This window comes from Acidovorax sp. A79, from assembly GCF_041154505.1.
Lineage (GTDB): Bacteria > Pseudomonadota > Gammaproteobacteria > Burkholderiales > Burkholderiaceae_C > Acidovorax.
In genome coordinates, this window is record NZ_AP028672.1 from 5,105,949 (window position 1) to 5,127,305 (window position 21,357).

Sequence of the window (21,357 nt, forward strand, 5' to 3'; positions counted from 1 at the left end):
CTCAACGCTCAAGGTAAGCGGCGCCGGAGTACCGAAGGTGCGCAGGGCACCAACACTGGCCATGAAGATGGCGAAGCCATGGCCAGTGTTGGCGTCCGCTTGACCGACCAGTTAGGCGCTTGTTTTCGGTTCGTCATAACGGTGGTGGCATGCACTCTGGGTAGTGGGCTGCGAGGTCCAAGATGTCTCGTTGAAGCGGCTGCAAGCCGCTGAGGACTGATGCTTGCATGGCCGCAACGATGGCCAGCCCGTTGGCATTCCTGGCGATGCTTTCAATGAGTTGGACTGGGTAGCCCTCTGCATGCCGCCTAAGCGGGTGGATGCCTGCATGAGCATATGAATTGAGCGCCTTCCATGAGTTTTCTTTGAAGCGCTTTAATGCGTCATGTGCCTGTGGTGGTCCCTGCCGCTCAACAGCGCTCATCATGTCGGCCACCATGGGAAGGTTCTTGGCGGCTTGCTCGGCCTCAAGCGTGAGTTCGGACGAAAGTCTCTCGATTTGCGAGTCTGACGCCGCGTACAGAACCCAGATAGATCGAAGCAACGCTTCAAACTGTGCTCTGTGAACCGTAACTGCAGAAGGAAGCAACGCTGCCTTGAGCAAGTTGATGCTGGCAGACCAATGCTCCAAAGACATTGAACAAGCAACATCGCTAGTTTTCAGCCTTGTAGATTGATCGTATAGAGGCAAATCAATGAGGGCAAACAGCTTCGCTGAAAGTTCCTCAGTAGCCGTAAAGATGTTTCTGCTCATATGGCCTGCAAGCGCCTAACGTTGGCGCTGTACGGCGCGCAGCCCGCGCCGCGAAGCGGCAACCTGTGGCTGCGTGTCCGCGACGAGCAACCTGTTATTCGGCTTTTTACTAGGGCACATAGACCATATAAACGACGAATTCGAAGCCGCCTTGAGCCTCTGATACCTGAAGGCTCAGCACAAGATCGCTTCTCCCCTCTGAAAGCGACCAAAGATCAATAAGTGCATCCCATCGATCGCCTTGCCAGATGCATACCGAGGAAGCCCACGTTTCTTCCGGCAGCGCAACCAACTCTGCTCCGTAGTCTTGGATGTAACTTTTGATGTGCTCCGCCGTTTTAGTAGAAACCGGAGCCACGCCAGGTACACCAGCATTGAGTTGATAGTCATGGCGCACAAATGCATCAACAACGCTACAAATGACTGGGCGCCAGGCTGTCGGGATAGGAAGCTCCGATTCTGCATCCTTGATTGCCAAAACCACCGGTTCATTCTTACTCGAGTTCATTCACAACGCTTTCTGAAGCGGCATAACGAATGAAAGGGACTTCCCCGTCCCGAGTGAACCGCGCAGTTGCGGGATAAGGCATCCAGGTGCCACGATGGGAAGTTCGATCTCTCATCAACTTACTCGCTTGTTGGAAGGGGAAGTCCATGACTGACATTGTCACCATCGGAATCGATCTGGCAAAGAATGTCTTTGCTGTGCATGGTGTTGGCGCGCATGCCGGATTGACCAGATCTGTGCAGATTTGCCTATCAGGGTGTGACCACACAATGACGGTTTAGACCTCCCGCCAACATTCCATCTGGACCGAAAAACAGATGGTCAATGTTGGACCGGCATTCATGATCAGCTTGGCGCTGACGCCAACATCTCGGGATATCTTCGCTGGCCCACACTGCCGACAACGGCCATCCTGGCTTCAGGGAATGCCTCGCGGACCCACTTGGTCAGCGTTCCACGCCCTGGATAGCCCAGAGCCCTCATGGTGGCAGCGATGCATCGATCATGTGTCAGGTACCGGGCACGCCGCCAACGGTCTGGCATCGTAGACACCCGTCGTACAACACACTGGGTGCTTCGATCAACAAGATCACCATGAGCACCTTTGGCAAGCGCGAAACCATCGGCGGCCATGCGCAGGCGTTGCTGGATGCGATACGGGCGCGCTTTGGACAGGGCGTCGAAGACAAAGAGGCCCTTATCACGGAGATTGATCAGCAACTCGGAGACTCGGTAGAAAAGGTGCTGCTGATCAAGGCCATCCTTGATGGCGATCAGCCAGACGATGGGAAGGGGCAGGGCCGATGCTGTTTCCTTACACCTATGTCCGGCCGTCCACTCGGCTGGCATGTGCGTTGCGGCGCCACGCTGCATTGGCAAATCTCGTCCAAGACGGCACTTATTGACGACATCTTGCCTGCCATGCGGACCGACGTGGTGCTCGAACATGGTGGCGCGGGGCGACGTATCGTCATCGACACCAAGTTCACCTCCATCGTCACGACAGGGTGGTATCGGGAGCAAAGCCTGCGAAGCGGCTACATCTACCAGATGTATGCCTATCTGAGGTCACAGGTCGGCTGTGGCGATCCGTTGGCAGACTCGGCAAGCGGCTTGCTGCTGCACCCTCCGCTGGAACGATGATCGATGAGATGGTCGTCATACAGGGCCATCCGCTCCGCTTTTCGACCGTTGACTTGGCCGCCAAGCCTGCCGAGATTCGTGCGCAGTTGTTGGGGTGCTTCGAGGTGTGGTGCTGAGTCGCGTCGGAATCAGCCAGAGCCAGCTGTGCGTTCAGTCCAGCTTGATCTGGCTCGGATCACAATTGATGGCCGCATTCCGCACAAGTGTCGCTGCGCACCTCGACTTTGGGGGCGAAATTGGCGCTTACATTTCGCTGGCGTCCAGGCGGTCCGAAATCGACGCGAGGAGGTAGGCGTAGATGACGGCAAGGTCGCGAGAACGAGGCATGGGCGCCGAGGGATCGGACATCCGTTCAAGAATGGCTGAAGGCTCAATCAGCCCAATCATGCACCAAGATTGTGCGCCTTCCGCACACAAGGCGCCTTGCCCTACGTCTTAGGCCTCGCAGAAAACTTCAACCGGTTGGAGTGTTTTGGAACCGCAACGTTATGGCGGCCGGCCCAAGAAAACGAGGCCCACTCTACCCCGGTAGTCACACAACGTGGAAAGGACCCATTCACCAGTGGGTTTCGGCGAAAGGCTGAGCTTGTTCCTAGCTGCAGCGCCATACCTCATCTGTGGTATGGAAAAAATGCGGTTACAGTCAGAAACTGTCAAGAAATATTCCCTAGGCCGTTCATGTTTCTGAAATCAGCTGTCTTTCTAGCACTCCTCACGCCCTTTATGGCATTCAGTCAAATCGGGGTGGAAATGCCCGCCAGCCCACCGCCGGAGACATCAGGGCCCACATTGGAACAGACGGTAGATTGGATAATAAAAAAACTCAACGCTGTTCCACACCCGACTTCGCTTGCAAAAGCCGACCAGACCTACCCTCCACATAAAGTGAGAGCGACAGGGGAGGGTTGCAGGGTGAGAATTTCTTTCTCTTACGCAAACGCATATAAAACATTCGAATTCTCTCGAAGTTTCAACTACAAAGACCTTAACCCTAAAGCCATCAAGGTAGTCGACTATGAGTTCGATGGAAATCAGATGGTATCAATTTATGCAGAAACCCTTGGCGACAAGAGAGTGATCGAACATATTGATGATTCAAGAATATTCATGAGTTGGCAATTGGAGATTGCAAATATGCTAATAGACGTCGAATACGGCGAGAGCCTCAAAAATGCGATTATCCATGCTCAGAAGTTGTGTGCACAAAAGGCTTCCGCCGACAAACCTCCCAAAGCGAAGGACCTCTTCTGATGTTCGGAAGGCCGAACTCGTACTCGCTTCTCGGAGCCACTCGTCGATTGCTATTATCGTTTTCTTTGTGCGCCGGGGCGGTCTTTGCAGCCTCAGCAGCACATTCTGCAAGCTTGGAAGCAGCCGAAAAATTCTTCCATGCAGGCAAGTACGAAGAAGCCTACGCGGACTATATAGTTTTCGCGCGACAGGGCAACGCATTGGCTCAGCGTGTGGTTGGCGAGATGTACTTCCGTGGGCAAGGCGTACCACGAAGCTCCGAAGCTGCATATCAATGGAACTTGCGTGCAGCAGCCCAAGGCGATCACTTGGCGCAGTTCAGCGTCGGGTACTTTCACGAGAACGGCTTGGGTACACCAAAATCCATTGAACAGGCGCGGGAATACTATTTTCTTTCAGCCAAGCAAGACTACGGCCCTGCGCAAGAAAAGTTAGGCGATCTCTACAAAGCTATCGGCGATAAAAACTTGGCCGAGGCGTGGTACCAGAAAGCCGCACTCAATAACGTTCCTTCTGCTAGTCAAAAATACTCCAGGCTATCTAATGCCTCTCGGGCGGCTGCAGCCAAATCAAAAGAGGAGTATGCAGAAGAAGTTGCCAGATCGGAGGCCGATGACTTGGCCCGAACATGCAGTCAATGCAGAGGCAATGAATACCGCCAGTGCACCGAAAAACAGATTCCCTTCTGGTCATGCAACCAAACTGCGCCTTCGTTCGGCGACGCGCTCAGAGCGAACTTGGCGCAAGACAAGGCGAATCTGGAGAACTCGCGCCGACGTATAGACGCCATCACAGCGCAAGCGCTCCAGGAGCCAAACAGATTGCGGTCAGCCCTTCAGGCCAACCGAGGAACGGCTGACAGCACCCGCCCAAAGACCGCCCCAGACGCATCCCCGGGTCAATCAACCGCGCGGAACTCGTCGAATGTGGCGACGCCCACGGCCAGTGCTGATACGGAAATCATCGAATCGAACAATTACGAGCGCTTTCCCACTTCGGAAACATGGGGCGATCCAGTTCCGCCTTGGATGGCCTTCAAGGGACAAGGCCCGTCGCGAGCAGCAGCCTGCAGTTCGGCCACCAGCCTGCGTGAAGCGAGAATTTCTGAGGACATTGCGAGGGGCTTCGTTGAAGTCAAAGACCGAACCGAATGCGTCTGCCAAACCACCCCGCGTCAAAACTCGACTATTCGCCTACAAAAAGGCTGGCTTTGTGTCGCCTACTGGAGTCTTACCGACCTCAGAAAGCGTCGAGGTGACTCTTCTCGGTGATATCTGCCCTTCCGACGCAACAATAGAAACGGAGCGACAATGATAAAAATGTGTTTTCGAATTATTTTCGCGACGATCCTATCAACCTCCCTGATTGGATGCGGAGCCGTTAAAGCTCTGCATGCGCACAGCGATGTCCATGATGCAAAAGAAGGAAAGCCTGGTAATGATGTCACAGTGCCAAATGACAGCGATGACTGGTTCCTTTTGGACATGTCCCAAAAATATGGCCTCATGGCGGTTTTTGCCTTGACAGCATACCGCCTTGATATGGACGTTTCGGATCGCGACCAATTTGCTTGCGACTATCTGAAGCCCACCTACGCGGGCGACCGGAACTTCGGCATGCCACGCCACGCTGCGTCGGAATCGCGAGCAGAGTTCTGGGAGCGCTGGGTCCCAAGGGAAACCCGGGTTGGTGACGAACCTCCTTGCGTGAACGATCTCAGTGACGGCCTGTTCTACGAGACCTATGTGCGTCGCAATGCTGACGGAAAAATCCTCGCGTTTGTTATCGCCTACAGAGGTACAGAAAATAGGAAAGGCCAGTGGGCAATCGATTGGCGCTCGAACCTTTCAAACGTTTTCGGATTTGAACCTGCCGCGTATGCCAATGCACGCGGGCGCCTCGAAGGACTCGTCAAACTCATGCGAATCGAAGGACCCAGTGCGAGAATTTACGCTGTCGGCCATTCATTGGGGGGTGGTTTGGCACAGCAGGCCGGATATATGTCAGATGAAGTTTTTGAAGTCTACGCCTTCAACACATCGCCGGTCACGAATTGGACAAACCTGCGACTTCAAGGCAAGGTGAAAAAAGGCTACCCGATTATTCATCGCGTCTCAAATGGCGGAGAGGCCCTCACTTCTGTGCGATTTCTCACCGCTTCCGCCACCGGAACCAGCCATGGACGCCACGACACCCAAATTCAGTTCGGGCCGAAGGCACTTATCAAAGGGCACTCTATGGGCCTCCTTACCTGCAACTTCGCCAAAATCCTGAGCGACAACAAATCAGAATCAGCCCATCACTTGTATCCACCAAGCTATATTAATGAATACGTTCTACGCCCCGATGGCGATAAAACGCCTGGAAAGAGAGTTTGCGACGACGTATAGGTACGAGTCACGGTAGCCAGGCTGACGATCCGGAGCGAGCCATCGCAGCAGGGATGGCCTTGCGGTCCGGATACGCACTGGCTCAGGGCCTGCCCTGCAGTCGATGCGTGCACGCTCCAAGCGGTCACTCCATTTGGAGCGCCTGAACCAACTGCACAAGCTCCACCTGACGATGGCATCCTGTCTTTGCCATCAGGTTCCTCGCATGCGTGCGCGCCGTGTGCCAACTGCAACCTTCGGCCACAGCGAAGTCCTTGATGGACTTGCCAGCAGTGAGCAGCAGAGCGAGGCGGGCCTCGGCGGGAGACAGGCCCAGCATCTCCCCCACCACCCTGTGGTCCAAGCCCCCTATAGCGCCTGGGACCACCAAAATGACCACCGCCATGGGGATCTGCCAGGCTGAGGCGAGCGTATGACTGGATTTGAGTGGTAAGACGGACGCGATGAGCCGGTCCATTTGTGGGTGGCTGCTTTGACACTCCAGCGCGCCCGCGCGGCAGGGGCTGGCGCACGCAGTTCTCACCAGCAGCTGAAGACGCGCCTGGTGCTCACTCCGCGCACATTGCAATCTGCCATTCGCAGAGCGCAGTGGACTTGATGGCCCGAGAAAACGTTGCACAGCAGTGTTGGCGTACTCAATGCGGCAATGCGCGTCCACCACCAGCATTCCTTGCGGGAGGCTATCCAGAGCGGAAAGACCAAGGGCGGCTTGCCGAGACAGGTGACCCACTAGTGCTCGAAGTTTCGCCGCCCGGTTGATGTGGGGCATCAGCTGCTCGATAACCGCCCTGTGCTTCGATTCATAAGCCCGCCCATCCAAAGGGCGCATGAAGCTCAAGAAGTCCTGCGCAGATCCCTCCGCTCGAACCATGGACGCAGCAGTGTGTCGCAGGCCCAATGGCGCGAGCCAGTCGTTGTACAGGGCATCGCGCGAGAAATCCCTGCTGCCGATGTGTTCGTGGTCCAGCATCACTGCGCCCACTGGCATGCGCAAGGTAGCCGCCATGCGCAGGTCTGTATCGGCGTACCGCTGCTCATACTCGGCCATGCGGTCGCCAGTCAGCCCCGTACGCTCCGGATTGCCTGCGCTTTCCGGCACGCGCGCTCCGCTCGTATCCAGGGTGAAGTAATGGAATGCGACAGCCTCGATGTGGGTGCAGAGGCCATCGAGCGCGGCATGCCACGACTGGGGCGACAACACCCCGTCGTACAAGTGACTGACAGTGGTTTCGATCTGCTTTTGCATGTTTCGCCTGCTCGCAATTCGCGAATCGCCTGCAAATGGACCCAGGATACGACTTCAAACAGCCACACACGCGCAGGTACCTGCGCTGCCTGCCGGTTCGAAGTCTACTCAGGCGCGAATGGGTGGGCCAGGTCGGCACCCGACAGCGCCAGCTCAGCTAAGATGTTGTAACAAAAATCTTGAGGAAGCTGGTGATGGCAGCGACAAAAACGACACCTGACCACACCGCGCTGTGGCTGTACGCAATGTGCGCCGGCTTATCGGCGTATTGCTACTACGCAATGACTCAGACAAAGGTGTACGTGCTGCCGGCGATCATCCTTGTGGCCGCCCTGGCAGTGCTCCTGCCCCCTTCCCGCAAGCGGTTGAAGATCCGCCTCGGACTGAAGCCGAGTATCGCCCTGGCTGTGGCCTTGTTCTTCGGCATAGCGCTTTCGGCGGGATATCAGAAGGCGAAGAGGGAAGAGGCCGCGCAGCAGAAAATGCAGCAGGAGGCAGCGGCTAAGCGGGCGAAGCAGAAGACCGACCGCGAGGTCGAGTACGCTGCGAACAAAACCAAAATCATCGCTGAGGTCGAGCAGCAACTCGCGTCAAACCAGCCCCGTGAAGCCCTGGCGACCATCACCAGGTTCATGACCGTGACCAAAGACCCCGACCTGGGCAGATTGCAGCATCGCGCATCGGTGCAGGTGATGCGCCTAGATCTTGAGCAGAACGAGGCCGGGTTGCCGCCCGAGCGGCTCAAGACCATCTACGCCACGCTCATCCAGGAGGAGCCAGGCGGCAGGGACCGATACCAAAACAAGCTCAATGCGATCGAGGACAAGGTGGAAGCGCAGCGCAAGGTCCAAGAGGCCGCTGCTCAGCGGGCGGCAATGGATGCCAAGCTGAAAAGCCAGTTCTCTGCATGGGACGGATCACACAGGAACGTTGAGGCCGTTATCAAGGCGCGCCTGAAGGATCCCAAAAGCTATGAGCATGTGGAAACGAAGTACGTGGTGAATACAAACTCCATCACCGTGTTCACGACCTACCGCGCGCGCAACAGCTTCAACGCGCTCGTTCCGGGAACCGTCACTGCAACGGTCGATGCCGATGGGAACGTGCTGAGCCTCAACTGACCCCAACAGTGAGACTAGAGAAACGGAAGCTCACGGTTTGACACAAAAACCGCGGCTTTGATCATTTATTTATAAAGTTAGGACCCCATCGGGCTGTATTTGGGCACTCCTTTGCAACCTACTTCCTTCTCGTGGGTGCACGTAGCTAACATCTACTTCGCTGCTCACGATCAACGGTCAAGGTGCTCAAGTGGCCAGTTTCAGTGTTCAAGTGGACTGGGATACACACCTAAAGCTGTGCCATCAAGAAGGCCCAGCAACTGCTCGGTTGAAGAGGGCGATCAGGCGTCTTGCGATGGAAAGACCGAGGCAGCCAACTCCTGACGCCTCAGTTCGCAGGCCGGTAGGTCGGCGGGCCCAACTGAGGCCTGACATGACGCCGCGGACAACAACTGCTGAGGATGGCGCCTACGTCCAGCGGCTGGGCTGCGCCCATTTTGCGCACCTGCGTGCCGTCCTCGAAGACCTGTCCCCCACGCGGCCGCACAGCACTACCTGGCCGCAGACACGTCGGCCAGCTGAGACGACTGCTACTCTTGGCGAGAGCAGTCACCCAGTCCCAAACCGCGAACGACCGCGATCAGCCTTAAGCAGTAAGGATCCGTAAGACGCCCCCGCGATCACAAAGTCGACGCACAATTATTCTTGCCGGAGCCCCGGTGGGTTACGGTTGCATGGAAATTAACAGACCTTCCTTAGGCGAGTTCCAAAGTCCCTACATGAAACACGCCCGGCCCGAACAAATAGCCAGCCGGTATCGCCATCGCAAAGTTGCTGGATGGGCTCCCCCAGAAGTGCATGCCGTACAGGGTTCCATCACCGCCGATGACGGGCGATCCGCTGTCCCCCGGTTGGGTTGCCGCCTGGAACTGGTATGCGCATACGATCTGGATGTCTCCGCAACCTGGGTAAGGCAGTTGGACTTCGGGCCAAGTTTTCACGTAGACCGCATGCACAAGGCGACCAGGCGCATAGATCGTGCAGTCATGTGGCTTTGAAAGGCCCATGTCCGTGCTCCTGGGCTGCATACCACTGTGTACCCATTCGACCGTGCTGCCGGCCTCGACGCGGGCGATGGCCGCATCGATCTGAGAAGGCTGCTGGGGCGTCATGGGGACAGCCTCGAACAACTGGCCAAAGGGCACACCTTGGCGGTCAGCCACCAGCGTATCCATCACGACGCGGCATCCCCCAACCTTGGGTGACAACGTCAACACATGGTGGCAACTGAGCGCGAACAGATCTGGCTGTCCCTGAGCTCGAACTAGACAACAGACTGCTCCCGTGCCACGGATTGCTGGTTGGCTGGCCGATACAACAAGGATGCCAGATGCTGCGTCGGTAGCAAGGTGAGGGCCGCTATCGGCCAACTCCTCCACATCCGTGGGGACATGAACCTGACGCCGGCGACCATCAATCTTGATCGTGGTCCTGATGGCATGCGGCAATTGCTTGCCTGCCTCCGCTTTGCGCAGCACCAGAAACCCGAGGCAAAGCGTGGGCAAGCGCTCGCCAGCAGTCGTCTTGTGCCCAATGCCCACCGAAAGTACTTCCGGGAACTCTCTCTTCAGCAGCTTGGACCTGCTCCGGCAAAGCCGCGTGAGCACCTGCAATTGCTTTTCGGATGGCAGTTGCTCCCAGGTGCCTGTGGACGACGCCGCCGACTGCGCTTTAGCTCTCGAGACGCAGCTTGGCATCGCCTAGATCCCAGAAATCTCGATGTCCTGCGTAGCGAACTGCTTCGACTGCACCGACAACAGTTGCTGGAGCGAAGCCTTAGTGGCGTATTTGGTTGGCTTCTGCGACCCTCCCGTCAACCTCGCAGTCGCCTTCAGCTTCTTGCCTGCCGACACATCGGAGATGACCCAGAATCCACCGTCGGTGCCTTTCTCCGTCTTCAGAAGATCGTTCACCGTCACGGTGAACTTGACTGTATCGAACGCGGGATTGCTTCCCGGGGCAGCGGCAGCAGGTACCGACGCCGTCTTGCCTTGCCCTTCGACGTCAAAGTACCTCTGCAGGTTCATTGGTGTATCGCCGGTTGGCTTCGCGGCCTCCACGACGACGACTTCGTAGACATTGAATGCTACGTTCGTGTAAGGACGCTGGGGGATCAGCACGCGAGCTTTGTCGGTGTCTTGGTCTTTAGCCGCCTCGCTGCCGACTTCCTTTGGCTTGAGCACCGGGTACAAGCCGGGTGCAGCAACGAGCACCTTAGTGACTTTCACCGAGACCCGGGTCCCGGGGACCAGCCCTTTCGCCGTTTCTGCCGGTTTTCCGCCCTCACTATCACCAGACTGGGGAGCGCCCATGAGTGCAGAGGCCGGCAGGATCTTGCTCTGAGCGAGCTTGGACAGCGCGCCGAGACCGGTCGAATAGAAATCCAACAACGGGCGAACAATGGCGCTGTTGTCGATGCGCGCATCCAGCCCATAAAGTCCCCAACCTTGGACCATCGTGACGCCGACGGTGGCATTGCCCAGGCCCTGCTGCCCTTGAATGACATACTTTTCGTCGAAATCCGGCATCCAAACTACATCGAAGAAACGACGACCCAGCGTCGTAGGAAATGGAGTAGCCGACTGGGTCACTGACATGTTGTACTGCCCGACTGGCGTGCTGCTCGGCGCTTCCGGAGCACTTGCGGCCGGCTTGGGAGCACTGGCCCCAGTTGCAGGTGTGCTCGCTGCGGCGGCCGGGGCCTGGGCACCTGCATCGCCCATCTGCGGCCCAGCTGTCAGCACGGGCGGTGAAACAAGCGATACGGCCGAGGCTGGAAACCGTACCGAGGACTCCTTGCTGAGATCGGCGGCCAGCATTCCTCCGAGGTCACCCTTGACGTTGTCGATCAACAGATACTGTCCATCGGGCGTAAGTTGGCCCACTGACAGAAAAACTTTGGAGGAGACGACAAATGGTTCGTAGACCTGAACGTAGGGCCGCGGCAGATAAAACGGAATACCCTCGGGCTGTGGCTGCCCTTCATTCACTTTTATGACCTTGACACTAGCGCAACCGGCCAAGACAAGCAGCGCGCAGCAGACTGATGGGAAAAATAGCTTCTTCATGGACCCCTCCCCCTATCACAGTATTGGTTAAATGGATCAAGGCGATGGCCGCACTGCTCCTTAATGAGCAAGCCGCATCCGCCTTTCAACTGGCTCAGTGGTCACGATGGTTACACCGTAACGGATGCCCATTTGTATCTACCCCAGCACTTTGCCAGTCGCCGCGAATCTACATCTGCCGACATTCACATGCAAGGATATTTTGGCTACAAGGGCTTCCCCCAAAAAGTCAAACGAATACTTCCCCGCAATGAATCGAGCAGCGATCGATTGCGGAATTTGAACTCACTTCACTTTCAGATTGAACGGACTCAGCCCGGTGGGATACCGGCTGAGAAACACCGCCTGATTGGCGGCAAGGCAACCGTCCAACTTCTGGGGGGCAGTTCAAACACGGGGCGATTCACCAGCGTTGGCGTTCTTCGCGGTTTCCTCCCCCGAGGCTTGTGCGACACCTGCCCTCAGGTCGGGGGTGGTCGTCGCTCGGGGGAGGGGCCGGGCAGGTATCTCACAACCAGAGTGGTCGGCGGAGGCTGCTGAAAGAGGTCGCTCAACGTCATAAATCACCGGCGCTGCGCGGCTAAATCGCACAGCGTCCAGTGGATTGATGAACTGTGCCTATTTCTCAGTAGTGTGCGCGGCTGTCGCAGAAGGGTTGGCAACAGTAGGAGAAGAGGGGTTGTTTTGAGATGCGCCAAAGTAGAACCCAATGATGAGCGTCACAAGCGGCGGAATTACTTTAACGCACGCATCGAAAATAGTCTTCCCGGATGATTCAGTTGATGGCTGACTCGGCTCAGGTCCGAGTGCATAAAAGATCATCGCCAATAAAAAAATGAAGGCAAGGAACGCAAGTACTGAAGCAGCAAAGTACATCTTGCTCTTCTCGAATTCCGACATCGTACCTACCGCAAACATGCCATAGGCAACGCCACCGGCTAGAACAGAAACCACCAATAGAGTGACCACGAATAGCATATTGCGTGACATTAATTTCTCCTTAGGAAATAGGAAACCTAAAACCGCCGACGATGCGATGACGCCCTATGTCAAACGTAAGGGGCTGACCGTAGGTCAGTTCTCTATGAGCGAGGGTCGCCCGATAGGTAATGGCCAAACACGAGCCTATATGCGTCCGAGGTGCGCGGTCCAAGCTCGCCATCCTCTCTCAGAAAAATGCCAGGGAACGTGTTCAGGAATGCCTGCAGCGCAATCCCTCTGTGGGTTATCACATCGGGCGCGTAGCGCAATGCGCCAGATTCAGCGTCGGCAAGCGCATCCGCCAAGTCGGGTTCTGTTGTATCGAATTCCACCCCGTCTAACTCTCCCAGCTCTGCCAACCGACGCAGCACGCAGGCGGCGCCAACCTGTTTGGAAACGGCATCCGGATCCCAGATGCCATCTTTCACATACTTGCCCCGGCTATATTGATTGGTGAAGCTCCACAGATAGGGACTCTTCACGTCTGGATGCTGGTTGCGATAGCCCCATCCGTTGTAGCGCTCCCATTTGAAGAGCATGCCAGGGATCGACCAATCATCCCAAGAGTCATAGCCCTGCAGAGTTAACGCATCCACAGCACTGGTTTCCCATGTGAATGGCGGATTGCCCTTGTGAGGTCTGCCTGCGGGCACCTGTACGGTGCGTGCAGACAAGGGATCGCCATTGTGAAGGTGAGTAGCGAAATTCAGACTTCCCTCCATGTTGTGGATGACGCCAACCACGTACCAGGGCACGTTAAGCTCATCGGCAACGTTGGCGTATCGAGCGCGTGCGCTAGTGATTTCGTCAACTGCCTTCTGGACGATGGCGCGCTTTTCGGGACGGATCTGGCATGTATCAAAGAGCAATTGATACTCATTGCGCAGAGCAGGAGTAAGCGTAGGCTTAGTGACAGACATCGGCGATCCTTTTGTCTAGTTCATGGATTTAAAATGCTAGTACCGATCCAACGTTGATCATCTGGTGGGCGATATTGGGTCAGCCCTAAAACTCCTGAGCTGTCGAATTTCCGGATCGCTGCACATAGTCGAGCTGAATCCGCTTGCTTTGTACCGTGGCATGTGCGGAGAACCCACGCCGCATTTCAGCCACGTCTACGGAAAAAGGAAACCCAGGCTTGCTGTGATTTTTCAGCAAGCCTGAGACCTGCTTCGCTTTCTTGTTGACGAGTGGAATTTACTGATCAATAACTTTTGTTTGCTTTTTGTGCTCGTCGGCTATTCGATAGGCTCCGATTAAGTGGGCACGAGTGTTCTTGTATGCACCCCAATCGAACTTGGTTAAAAAATCGAGAGCCGCTTCAGCCCCAAGTACGAACAGATCAGTCATCTCCTTCTCGGTCATTTCGAACTTGAGCCAATGATGCTCTTTGGTGTCGATGTAGCCGACCAGTTGCTGGAAATCAGGATTCTTGCGTATGAATTCGTAGTCGAGACAATGTCTGGAAGCATTGAACGTTTGTCCGATCAGCTCCAGTACGTTGTTGATTTCATGGCTGCGCTCGTCATATTCGAGCTTTACGCCAAACGTAGGTCGTGACGGGATCTTGTGGGTGGAGTGGAAGACATCGATCGGAAAATTGGACATCACCCCGCCATCCACGAAACACGCTTGTTTTGGAGGAAATCTGGGATTTTTTGCAGAATCCAACCCCGCATGCTCTTTCCAGCGGTCTTTATTGGGCACCGGTAGCGGCACACGATAGGGGCTGAAAAAGACGGGAATCGACATGGACGCCCTAACGTAGTCGGCTGGGTGCACGGCGTCTGGAGTTTGCCAATACAACTCCGCCATCCGTGGGAATTCCACCTTGGTTTCGGTGGAAATATCTGCCGCGACCAGGCAGAGATGGTGTTTTAGAGGATCAAGGGGCGGTAGCGATACATTGCCATCAAGCTGTGAGGTTTGGTGCAGGTTGGGGCGCAGGGTCCAGCCCTCAGGTGTCGTGGCCATTCGGGCCCGCAACTCTGCAGTGCTTGTGATGCCCTGTTTTTCCAACACGGATTTGAGCCACTGGTGGAATTTCTCGCCTCTATTGAGGCCCTTGATCTCCTTGAGGTTATCGACGACTTGTAGGCCCTTTGCCATGCCCTTCAAAAAGCTTGGCTCGGACAGCATCGTGTTGACGAAGTCCGCAGCATCCTCATCATCGTCGTCCTTCCCATCCATGAAGCTGGCCATGGGAACGTTCGCCAGTATCTCCATAAGGCGGCCGCTTTTACTTTGCGATGGGGGCCCTGAAGCACCCAATATCAACGCTGCGATCGACCCTGCCGACGCGCCTCCGATACCGACAAAACGCAACTGGACCTGTTCAAGAATGTAGACATAGCCTGCCAGCGCTATGCCTAGAACCCCGCCACCCTCCATCACCAGGTCGACGTATTGATTTCCTGCAGCGTCAATGACATCGCTGTAGATCTTGTCTTTGAGCCCTCGCGGCTCCAGCATATTCACCACATGGCTTGCGGCCGAGTAGAAATCACCTGCTGTCAGCGTCATGCTCCCTCCCTTTCATAGATTGATGAACCCTGGGCCCTCTAGTTTTCAGTAGTGGCGGGTGCAAGCGGCCGCCCCAGGCTAGGCCATGTGGGCAGTGGCAGCTCGCGCGCCTTCTGTATACGGCACACACCTGCTGGGCTCGGGTAACGCGGTTTTAACCCTTGAAGCTTGTTTAGGGCAAGCCCGGAATGCGCAAGAGGTCGCAGCTTTCATCTCAGTGCCCCGGCAGCAGATATGCAGCAGAAAAAAGCGAAGCGCTATCAAAAATCTGGGCAATTTTCTGTCGCAACTCCACACCAATGCGCGCGCAGTTCCTTCTGGGGGACGTCGTGCAAAGGTTGCACTGGCCTCTAGTGATCTATGTGGGGCGGCATGCGAACGCGAGCATGGGGTCTGCATTCGCGTTCCTTCTTCATAGGAGAGGGAAGCAAATTTTGAGGGCTTAGCAGGACGCTTAAGGATCATGAGCAGGCCGCTCAGAGCGGCGCAAATACCGCATCAAAAAGCGGTTCTTGTCAAGACGGACGCTTGCTGACGCGGCCTGATCCCAAGCAGTTGAGTTTTGCTTCACAACTGATTGCGTTGTACTTGAGGTTCTGACAAACCAATACGGAGAAAACCTTGTCCGATAAAGCAATATTTTTCCCACCTAAAGGTTCATCTTCAGATGCACCTCCCCAGTTGGCTATTCGCCGCAAGCAGTTGGCCCATATGCTGGGTATCTCGCGCTCAATGACCTATCTGAAGGAAAACCCCGATTCTCGTTATTTCGATGATCGGTTCCCGGAATCGATCCGCCTCGGCGCGCGCATGCGGTGCTTTCTCATGTCCGACGTCAATAAATACCTGGAAAACCTGGCTGAAAAGGACCGTACTTCTTAGAAGGGTATTAAATTTCTTGCGACATGAGTAAAGATATTTTTGCCGTCAGAATTTCTTCTGCCAAGGAGCGTTTGACTAATATTCAATGTATTTTTCCTGGTGTAGGCTAGATTTCTAACTGGGTATTTAGATACTACATATAGGAGTGAGTGTATAGGTGTAGATGGATGTGATTCAGCAGTCGATGTAGAACATGTGCATGCTCAATCAGTTGAGCATGCCTATAGAGCCGAGGATGACCACTAGTTCATCTTGGGGAACTTCTAGCCGTGTGAATTTAATTGAAGGGTGTATATGGATAAAGAGCAATACTACTTTGCCAAGAAGTATGTTGATGTGCAGCAGTTTCTTGAACCAGAAGAATGCCATTCCAGTAAGTTGATGATCGGATGCGAAGAACGTGTGTGGTTTGAGCACAAGCAGGCTGCCCGCATGTGCCAGGACTTGATTGCGCACAACTACAAGCCACCTTTCTGGGCAAGGTTCAATGCGGACGTTTTGATTCCTAAGAATAGTGTGGGACGGCGAATGCTGCGCTTTTTGGGCTTGCTGTGGAATGAGTTGGAGGCACGATATCACTCTGAGGTGCCGGCGTATGAATACCGCGTCTTTTGTCCTGAGGTTGATTTGATTCGTCGAGCGGCGACTGCGGCATTGACTGTCGGTGGTGGTGAAGTAGATGGCGTAGGCTACATCTCCCCCCTTTCCTTTGAACCTTGGGAGTTCTGTTTGTTGACAGGGAGTAAATTCATAGAAGCAAGCAGCGAGTTGAATGCGCTGGCGGATCTGATTCGGCGTGGGCTCCTTGCGAAAGATTTGCGCAATGCCATCAAGAACTTCCGTCGAAATGCTACTGAGCGCTACAAGCACGTGATGCTCGTCGCACAAGCCGGTTGGCGCAAGAACGCACGCAATCTGCTGATGAGGCTGGATTGGGGTTACCGAACTACCAGTCCTTCTGTGCCTGTGGAGTTCAAAAGCCAGCGGGATTTTTTGAAGAATTGTGAAGAGATCGATCGCTACCGAGAGAAGATGCTGGAAATCTTGCGAAAGATGTTTAGGAACGATTTGACGTTCTTCGCTTGGAAGATTGAGTGCGGTGATATCCGTGGCTTGCACGTGCACTGGCTTATTGCGGTTGACGGTGCTAAGCACCAAGATCGTATTAATGTGCCACGTCAGATCGCAGCGGCTTGGGATGCTGAGATCGATAGAGGCAAAGGGCATACATTCAATGTCAATGCTTTGCCTAAAATCGAAAAAACTGGACTTCGCGTGTTGAGCTACAACGATCCAGATCTCTTTGAAGTGCTGGGGTTGTATTGTGACTATCTGACCAAGGTGGATTACACGCTCAAATTCCGAATGCCCAAAAATATGAGGTCGTTTGGTTGCTCGAAGCTGAAGAAAGAAAGAAAGAATAAGCCTGGTCCAGCGCGCTGGTACCAGATGCAGGTGAGGGATTTTCAAGCCGTTCGGGGTCCGAAGGGAAACCGCTTCTTCAAGAAAAATGGTGGTAGTCATGTTTAACCCTTGGTATCACAATTTCGTTTATCCCGTGGGCAGTTTGCCCTCGGAAATCAGCAATGCCATTTCTGCTGTCACCGGCAGCACTAAAGCCTCCGACGCATTGGTTGCCCCTATCGTTCTGTCGGCAGCAGCAGCGGCCGTACAGGGCGTGGCTGACGTGCAAACGCCGTACTCGCGTCATGAAGACCGTATGCCGACCAATTTGTTCGTTGGCGTAATCGCGAGCTCAGGCGACCGCAAGTCGTCTGCCCTAAAGCAGGTGCTGGGGCCCTTTGACGAGTTCGAACAGGGGCTGTTGCAGATCCCTCAGGATGGCGTGGACGGGGCTGCTGAAACGACCCACCAGTTTTTGCTGGAGCAGGCGACAGAACTGGGGGTGGTAGACCTGTTTCGCGCCGGTGCTAAGTCGGTGTTTTATGCCTTGGACGAGGGTGCCTTATTGATTGATAAGCGCCTTGATGTGGCCGCAATGTGCAAACGTTTTGATGGCACTACCATCCGCCATACCAGCCGCAAAGAAGGCTCCATCTTCGTGACGGACACTCGGGCCTCCATGTGCATGCTGACCCAGGGCGTGACCTTCGATCGGGTCATGAAGAAGAAAGGAGACATGTTGGTGGAAGCGGGGCTGTTGCCCCGGATGCTCATGTCCTTCTGTGCAGACGCGGCTCCTGCGGGACGCTTTTTTGCACCAGTGGCAGTGCCAGGCCAATACGAGGCACTGATAGCGCCGTTTCATGAGCGGCTTCGCTCCCTGCTGCGTCAGTATGCCCGGAGCCTGAAGGCTCCTGGCGGCAAGCGGCAACTTCTGATCTTGAGCCCGCAGGCTGCAGACCTGTGGACTGCATTTGCGAGAGAGATGGATTGCGAATACGCGAACAGTTCGCAGTGGCGGGACGTGGCGGTGTTCGTGAGACGGGCACCAGAGCAAGCTTTGCGTCTTGCGGCCGTGCTGCATTATTTTTCTTCTGGCGATACGCAGGTCTCGGAGGCGGCTGTGCAAGCTGCTTGTCGTGTTGTTATGTGGCACCTTGGCCAGGCCAAGAAAGCCTTTGGTGAACCGCCCCTTGAGATTCGGGCGCAGCAGTTGGCGGGCTTGCTCTATGACTACCTTGTTCGTGCATCGCCAATCGCAGGCCCAAGCCGCATCAGTCGTAGTCAAGTGTTGCGTTGCGGCCCCCCAGAACTGCGCAAAGCCGCACATCTCAATCTAGCCCTTCATTCCTTGAGCAGTGCCGGGCGAATCGCTGTTATTTGCCAGAAAGGGAAGGAGGAGATTGCCCTGATCAATCTCCCTCCTTCGCTGCTCTCCTACGGTATGCCTGTAGTGCAAGGGAGGTGGACCTGATGAGAGTTCAGATCTGCCGCTCAAGCCTTCAGCTTGCACAGCTTGGCCAGTCGCTCACCGAATAGAGGGTTTTCTTTCGCCCAGCGGGGGAGGTTTCGGATGACGCCTTCCGCAGTTATGCCGAAGGCGTAGCTCGATGGGACTTTCTCTCCCCGCTTCTGACGCTCATGCAACTCCTGTCTGTGTGTGGCAAGGACCGTCTCTATCTCTGCTGGGTAGGCGTGGCCCAAGGCGGTTGGGCTTTGGTACATCTTCCCTTTGCATGCTGACTCGAGGCATCGAATGACCACTTCCTGCACGGCTTCCATGCCACGGTTCGCGCCCCGACCACCCTTGGAGCCACGGTCTTGGCGGACTGCTAGTGCCAAGGGAACACCTTTGGGTATTTCGAGATGCTTTCGCAGAAAGGCTGCCTCCAGCTGCAGGGCGAAGAATGGTGAGACAACCCGGTCCAGGAAGGCTTTTTCCTTGAGGTTGTCTGCGGTAAGCAGGCGTTTCATCAAGGCCTCATCGGGTTCCTCGTTGTGCAGTGGGGCGTTCGGTGGATGCAAGTCGTAGAAGGCATCATGGATCCGCTGGACAAGTGCCAATGCGCGGAAGTATGCGTATTCGAGAACCTGATAGGCGTCAAGGTTCAGCGATTCTTTGCTCTTTGCCAGCGCAGCACGTTTCAGCACAGAAAAATCTTTTTCTGTCGGGCTTTTATCGCCCCAGACTTTTTGCAGTCGGGGCGCGTGTTTTTCTTCTGTGCGCTTCAACTGTTCAACAGCCTCGTCCCAAATTGCCCCCAATGTTGGGAGCAGTGCGGGAGGAGGGCTGGTAAGCGCCATTGCGGCTTGAACGACTTTGAGGTCGAAAGGAGGTTTTTGGTTGGCGTCTGCACTCATGGTGAGGTAATGAATTCGGTTGATGTCTATGTCTGCTTGCGCAGGCGACCAGCGATCATGCAAATCCGATGGCACGAATGCCGTCGGACTCTTGAGCATTCCCAAGGATTGCTCGGATGTGATTGCTGGAGACTCCCAGCGAGTGACGACAGCGTCCCTGGGTTCAACCAGCGTCGAGGTTGGCGTAAGCAGCCTACTCGAGCAGGGCGTGCACCAATTTCTTAGCTACGAAGCCCCGGGCTGCCGTAGTAGTTAGTGCTGTATGTTCAATGGAGCTACGAAGCTTGTCGCAATTCCAACCTCAAATTTGCATTCTTGGCGTCGAGGCCAGTTTCGTCTTGAGGTCACCCGGTCCATTTTCCTAGTGGACACATGGCAGATGACGGAGCCACATCGCAGCTGTAATGCAATCGTGACTGCTCCAACTCTTTTGCCCATGTTTGTACTTGGCTGCACTAAGGATAGCAGGTCTGAAAAAGAAAGTCTCCTGGCCGGAAAGTGATCTGCGCTACACAAGCGGTCACAAACGTCGTGCCGATGTACCCGTTCGCTCGGGCTCCATTGGACCTCTATAGATCACGGCTGTCGATGGATCTGGAGCATTCCCGCGCAATTGGAGGGAAGATCGCATAGGCAGAGGGCTGGATCGAATAGATCATGAAGCAATTTTTCTTGTATCGAAAGATCGCTGCCATTCTGGACGGAGGGGCGATGACGGCATCGGTTATGGGGTTAGCAAGTGCAAGGTAGTGGCACTGCTCAATCAGAAGTAAACAGTATTGGTCGGCAGGGGTGCCCCCGCCATGCACTCAGCGCCGACGGCAAACATGGGCAGAGGAGGTGCGGTGGGCTGCTTTAGGCTGGTTGCAGTCGGTCAACTCAACATAGCCAATGACTGCTGCCTCCCAAAGCAGTCATTGCGCCAAAGCTTCCACGGAGGTCTGCTTCAATGCTCAAAGCTGTCACCGGCGTATGACCCATTCCGAATGGCCGCTTTGCATTTGTTGAAGTGGTGCTATTGACCCAAGGCAGTCATTCAGGTCGTCCAGAAGCAGTCGCTTGGCATATTTGGCCGATGCCGAGCGTTGAACTAAACGCTGCTCTTGAAGTAGTCTGCATCTGGAACGACGTACCCAGGATGTGATCTCACGTAGCCGCAGAAGAATCCAAAAACCTTGTCCATGGCGATGTCGCTCGGTGAAAAAGTTTCCGGCGTGAATACCACCGCTGCTGACTTCTCGATTATTCCGACATGAATGAAGGCGGACGTGGTGAGCTCGGAGCAAAAGTAAACGCCACGCGCGCTGGTGACTTCAGGCTCTGTGCCCTCAAAGTAACCTTCAACTCGCTCCATGAGGTCAGCTTGGTACTGTTCCTTTCGTTCGGGAAACTTCTTCAAGCCCAAGTAATTGAATTTCTTGCCAGAGACTTGGGCAGCAAAGTCCTCCAGCGACTGCAACCTAGACTGGTCCCAAAGTTCAGTATTCCGAAGCACAGCAATGTGATCGTAGTCGTCAAGGAGACTCGCCAGCGAGATGACGCGAACGCCCATGTTGGATGCCTCAAGCGCTCTCTGCCCGGTTAGGGCAATCGCCGTGTGCGAGTAGCCCGTCCCATTGGCCAGTTCCTCTTCCGCAGTCATGTTTGAAAAGCATAACAATACGTCGCCAGCCCGAACGTCTGCAATTTCCAACTCCAACGCCATCATTTGCTCCCCGTTTGAAT

At 55.2% G+C, this 21,357-nt stretch carries 18 protein-coding genes; 8 read left to right on the forward strand and 10 right to left on the reverse strand.

The features are described from left to right. Positions 1–133: 133 nt before the first annotated feature. Together ACAM51_RS23575 and ACAM51_RS23580 are read right to left on the reverse strand one after the other, a co-directional pair. Positions 134–754: a hypothetical protein gene (locus tag ACAM51_RS23575; RefSeq protein WP_369642037.1), complete on the reverse strand. Its 621-nt coding sequence runs from the start codon at positions 752–754 to the stop codon at positions 134–136. Between the two features lie 109 nt (positions 755–863). After that, on the reverse strand, positions 864–1,262 hold the full coding sequence (locus ACAM51_RS23580; protein ID WP_369642038.1) for a hypothetical protein: 399 nt from the start codon (positions 1,260–1,262) through the stop codon (positions 864–866). 594 nt (positions 1,263–1,856) lie between these two features. Between ACAM51_RS23580 and ACAM51_RS23585 the strand changes: the two genes are divergently transcribed. The 4 genes from ACAM51_RS23585 to ACAM51_RS23600 all read left to right on the forward strand — a co-directional run bounded on the left by ACAM51_RS23585 (position 1,857) and on the right by ACAM51_RS23600 (position 6,046). Next, entirely contained in the window at positions 1,857–2,405 is a 549-nt protein-coding gene (locus ACAM51_RS23585; protein ID WP_369642039.1) for a hypothetical protein, read from the forward strand. 678 nt (positions 2,406–3,083) lie between these two features. Next, complete coding sequence (locus ACAM51_RS23590) at positions 3,084–3,656, forward strand: hypothetical protein (protein WP_369642040.1); 573 nt, start codon at positions 3,084–3,086, stop codon at positions 3,654–3,656. 113 nt (positions 3,657–3,769) lie between these two features. Then, complete coding sequence (locus tag ACAM51_RS23595; protein WP_369642041.1) at positions 3,770–4,927, forward strand: tetratricopeptide repeat protein; 1,158 nt, start codon at positions 3,770–3,772, stop codon at positions 4,925–4,927. A gap of 48 nt (positions 4,928–4,975) precedes the next feature. Further along, positions 4,976–6,046 (forward strand): hypothetical protein, encoded by a 1,071-nt coding sequence (locus ACAM51_RS23600; RefSeq protein ID WP_369642042.1) that lies wholly within the window; start codon positions 4,976–4,978, stop codon positions 6,044–6,046. Between the two features lie 124 nt (positions 6,047–6,170). Here the strand turns inward: ACAM51_RS23600 and ACAM51_RS23605 are convergent, their stop codons facing one another. Then, positions 6,171–7,292 carry a helix-turn-helix transcriptional regulator gene (locus ACAM51_RS23605; RefSeq protein WP_369642043.1) on the reverse strand — a complete coding sequence of 374 codons (1,122 nt, stop codon included), beginning with the start codon at positions 7,290–7,292 and terminating at the stop codon, positions 6,171–6,173. A 194-nt stretch (positions 7,293–7,486) separates the two neighbouring features. Here ACAM51_RS23605 and ACAM51_RS23610 point away from each other — a divergent pair, with 194 nt between their 5' ends. Then, positions 7,487–8,413 carry a hypothetical protein gene (locus tag ACAM51_RS23610; protein ID WP_369642044.1) on the forward strand — a complete coding sequence of 309 codons (927 nt, stop codon included), beginning with the start codon at positions 7,487–7,489 and terminating at the stop codon, positions 8,411–8,413. A gap of 695 nt (positions 8,414–9,108) precedes the next feature. On the opposite strand, the gene ACAM51_RS23615 is transcribed toward ACAM51_RS23610, so the two are convergent. The 5 genes from ACAM51_RS23615 to ACAM51_RS23635 all read right to left on the reverse strand — a co-directional run bounded on the left by ACAM51_RS23615 (position 9,109) and on the right by ACAM51_RS23635 (position 14,985). Further along, positions 9,109–10,110 (reverse strand): trypsin-like serine protease, encoded by a 1,002-nt coding sequence (locus ACAM51_RS23615; RefSeq protein WP_369642045.1) that lies wholly within the window; start codon positions 10,108–10,110, stop codon positions 9,109–9,111. A gap of 3 nt (positions 10,111–10,113) precedes the next feature. Beyond that, entirely contained in the window at positions 10,114–11,481 is a 1,368-nt protein-coding gene (locus tag ACAM51_RS23620) for a hypothetical protein (RefSeq protein ID WP_369642046.1), read from the reverse strand. 618 nt (positions 11,482–12,099) lie between these two features. Beyond that, the gene (locus ACAM51_RS23625; protein WP_369642047.1) at positions 12,100–12,471 is read right to left on the reverse strand and encodes a hypothetical protein; all 372 of its coding nucleotides are present in this window, start codon (positions 12,469–12,471) and stop codon (positions 12,100–12,102) included. Positions 12,472–12,563: 92 nt separating this feature from the next. After that, a complete protein-coding gene (locus ACAM51_RS23630) occupies positions 12,564–13,382 on the reverse strand; it encodes a hypothetical protein (RefSeq protein WP_369642048.1) in 819 nt (272 codons plus the stop codon). A 277-nt stretch (positions 13,383–13,659) separates the two neighbouring features. Beyond that, positions 13,660–14,985 carry a patatin-like phospholipase family protein gene (locus ACAM51_RS23635; RefSeq protein WP_369642049.1) on the reverse strand — a complete coding sequence of 442 codons (1,326 nt, stop codon included), beginning with the start codon at positions 14,983–14,985 and terminating at the stop codon, positions 13,660–13,662. A 621-nt stretch (positions 14,986–15,606) separates the two neighbouring features. Between ACAM51_RS23635 and ACAM51_RS23640 the strand changes: the two genes are divergently transcribed. The 3 genes from ACAM51_RS23640 (at position 15,607) to ACAM51_RS23650 (ending at position 18,745) form a co-directional block, all read left to right on the forward strand. After that, the gene (locus ACAM51_RS23640; RefSeq protein WP_369642050.1) at positions 15,607–15,867 is read left to right on the forward strand and encodes a helix-turn-helix transcriptional regulator; all 261 of its coding nucleotides are present in this window, start codon (positions 15,607–15,609) and stop codon (positions 15,865–15,867) included. Between the two features lie 294 nt (positions 15,868–16,161). Continuing rightward, positions 16,162–17,397 (forward strand): inovirus-type Gp2 protein, encoded by a 1,236-nt coding sequence (locus tag ACAM51_RS23645; RefSeq protein ID WP_369642051.1) that lies wholly within the window; start codon positions 16,162–16,164, stop codon positions 17,395–17,397. Further along, positions 17,390–18,745 (forward strand): DUF3987 domain-containing protein, encoded by a 1,356-nt coding sequence (locus ACAM51_RS23650; protein ID WP_369642052.1) that lies wholly within the window; start codon positions 17,390–17,392, stop codon positions 18,743–18,745. The genes ACAM51_RS23645 and ACAM51_RS23650 overlap by 8 nt, the downstream gene beginning before the upstream one ends. Positions 18,746–18,765: 20 nt before the next feature. Here the strand turns inward: ACAM51_RS23650 and ACAM51_RS23655 are convergent, their stop codons facing one another. Next, positions 18,766–19,737 carry a hypothetical protein gene (locus tag ACAM51_RS23655; protein WP_369642053.1) on the reverse strand — a complete coding sequence of 324 codons (972 nt, stop codon included), beginning with the start codon at positions 19,735–19,737 and terminating at the stop codon, positions 18,766–18,768. Between the two features lie 985 nt (positions 19,738–20,722). Continuing rightward, positions 20,723–21,337, reverse strand: coding sequence for a YiiX/YebB-like N1pC/P60 family cysteine hydrolase (locus ACAM51_RS23660; RefSeq protein ID WP_369642054.1), 615 nt, complete (start codon positions 21,335–21,337; stop codon positions 20,723–20,725). Positions 21,338–21,357: the final 20 nt, after the last annotated feature.

What these genes read in the sequence shown, in the direction of transcription:
- ACAM51_RS23575 (WP_369642037.1), bottom strand. Translation starts at nt 754, where the DNA reads ATGAGCAGAAACATCTTTACGGCTACTGAGGAACTTTCAGCGAAGCTG.
- ACAM51_RS23580 (WP_369642038.1), bottom strand. Translation starts at nt 1,262, where the DNA reads ATGAACTCGAGTAAGAATGAACCGGTGGTTTTGGCAATCAAGGATGCA.
- ACAM51_RS23585 (WP_369642039.1), top strand. Translation starts at nt 1,857, where the DNA reads ATGAGCACCTTTGGCAAGCGCGAAACCATCGGCGGCCATGCGCAGGCG.
- ACAM51_RS23590 (WP_369642040.1), top strand. Translation starts at nt 3,084, where the DNA reads ATGTTTCTGAAATCAGCTGTCTTTCTAGCACTCCTCACGCCCTTTATG.
- ACAM51_RS23600 (WP_369642042.1), top strand. Translation starts at nt 4,976, where the DNA reads ATGTGTTTTCGAATTATTTTCGCGACGATCCTATCAACCTCCCTGATT.
- ACAM51_RS23605 (WP_369642043.1), bottom strand. Translation starts at nt 7,292, where the DNA reads ATGCAAAAGCAGATCGAAACCACTGTCAGTCACTTGTACGACGGGGTG.
- ACAM51_RS23610 (WP_369642044.1), top strand. Translation starts at nt 7,487, where the DNA reads ATGGCAGCGACAAAAACGACACCTGACCACACCGCGCTGTGGCTGTAC.
- ACAM51_RS23615 (WP_369642045.1), bottom strand. Translation starts at nt 10,110, where the DNA reads ATGCCAAGCTGCGTCTCGAGAGCTAAAGCGCAGTCGGCGGCGTCGTCC.
- ACAM51_RS23620 (WP_369642046.1), bottom strand. Translation starts at nt 11,481, where the DNA reads ATGAAGAAGCTATTTTTCCCATCAGTCTGCTGCGCGCTGCTTGTCTTG.
- ACAM51_RS23625 (WP_369642047.1), bottom strand. Translation starts at nt 12,471, where the DNA reads ATGTCACGCAATATGCTATTCGTGGTCACTCTATTGGTGGTTTCTGTT.
- ACAM51_RS23630 (WP_369642048.1), bottom strand. Translation starts at nt 13,382, where the DNA reads ATGTCTGTCACTAAGCCTACGCTTACTCCTGCTCTGCGCAATGAGTAT.
- ACAM51_RS23635 (WP_369642049.1), bottom strand. Translation starts at nt 14,985, where the DNA reads ATGACGCTGACAGCAGGTGATTTCTACTCGGCCGCAAGCCATGTGGTG.
- ACAM51_RS23645 (WP_369642051.1), top strand. Translation starts at nt 16,162, where the DNA reads ATGGATAAAGAGCAATACTACTTTGCCAAGAAGTATGTTGATGTGCAG.
- ACAM51_RS23650 (WP_369642052.1), top strand. Translation starts at nt 17,390, where the DNA reads ATGTTTAACCCTTGGTATCACAATTTCGTTTATCCCGTGGGCAGTTTG.
- ACAM51_RS23660 (WP_369642054.1), bottom strand. Translation starts at nt 21,337, where the DNA reads ATGGCGTTGGAGTTGGAAATTGCAGACGTTCGGGCTGGCGACGTATTG.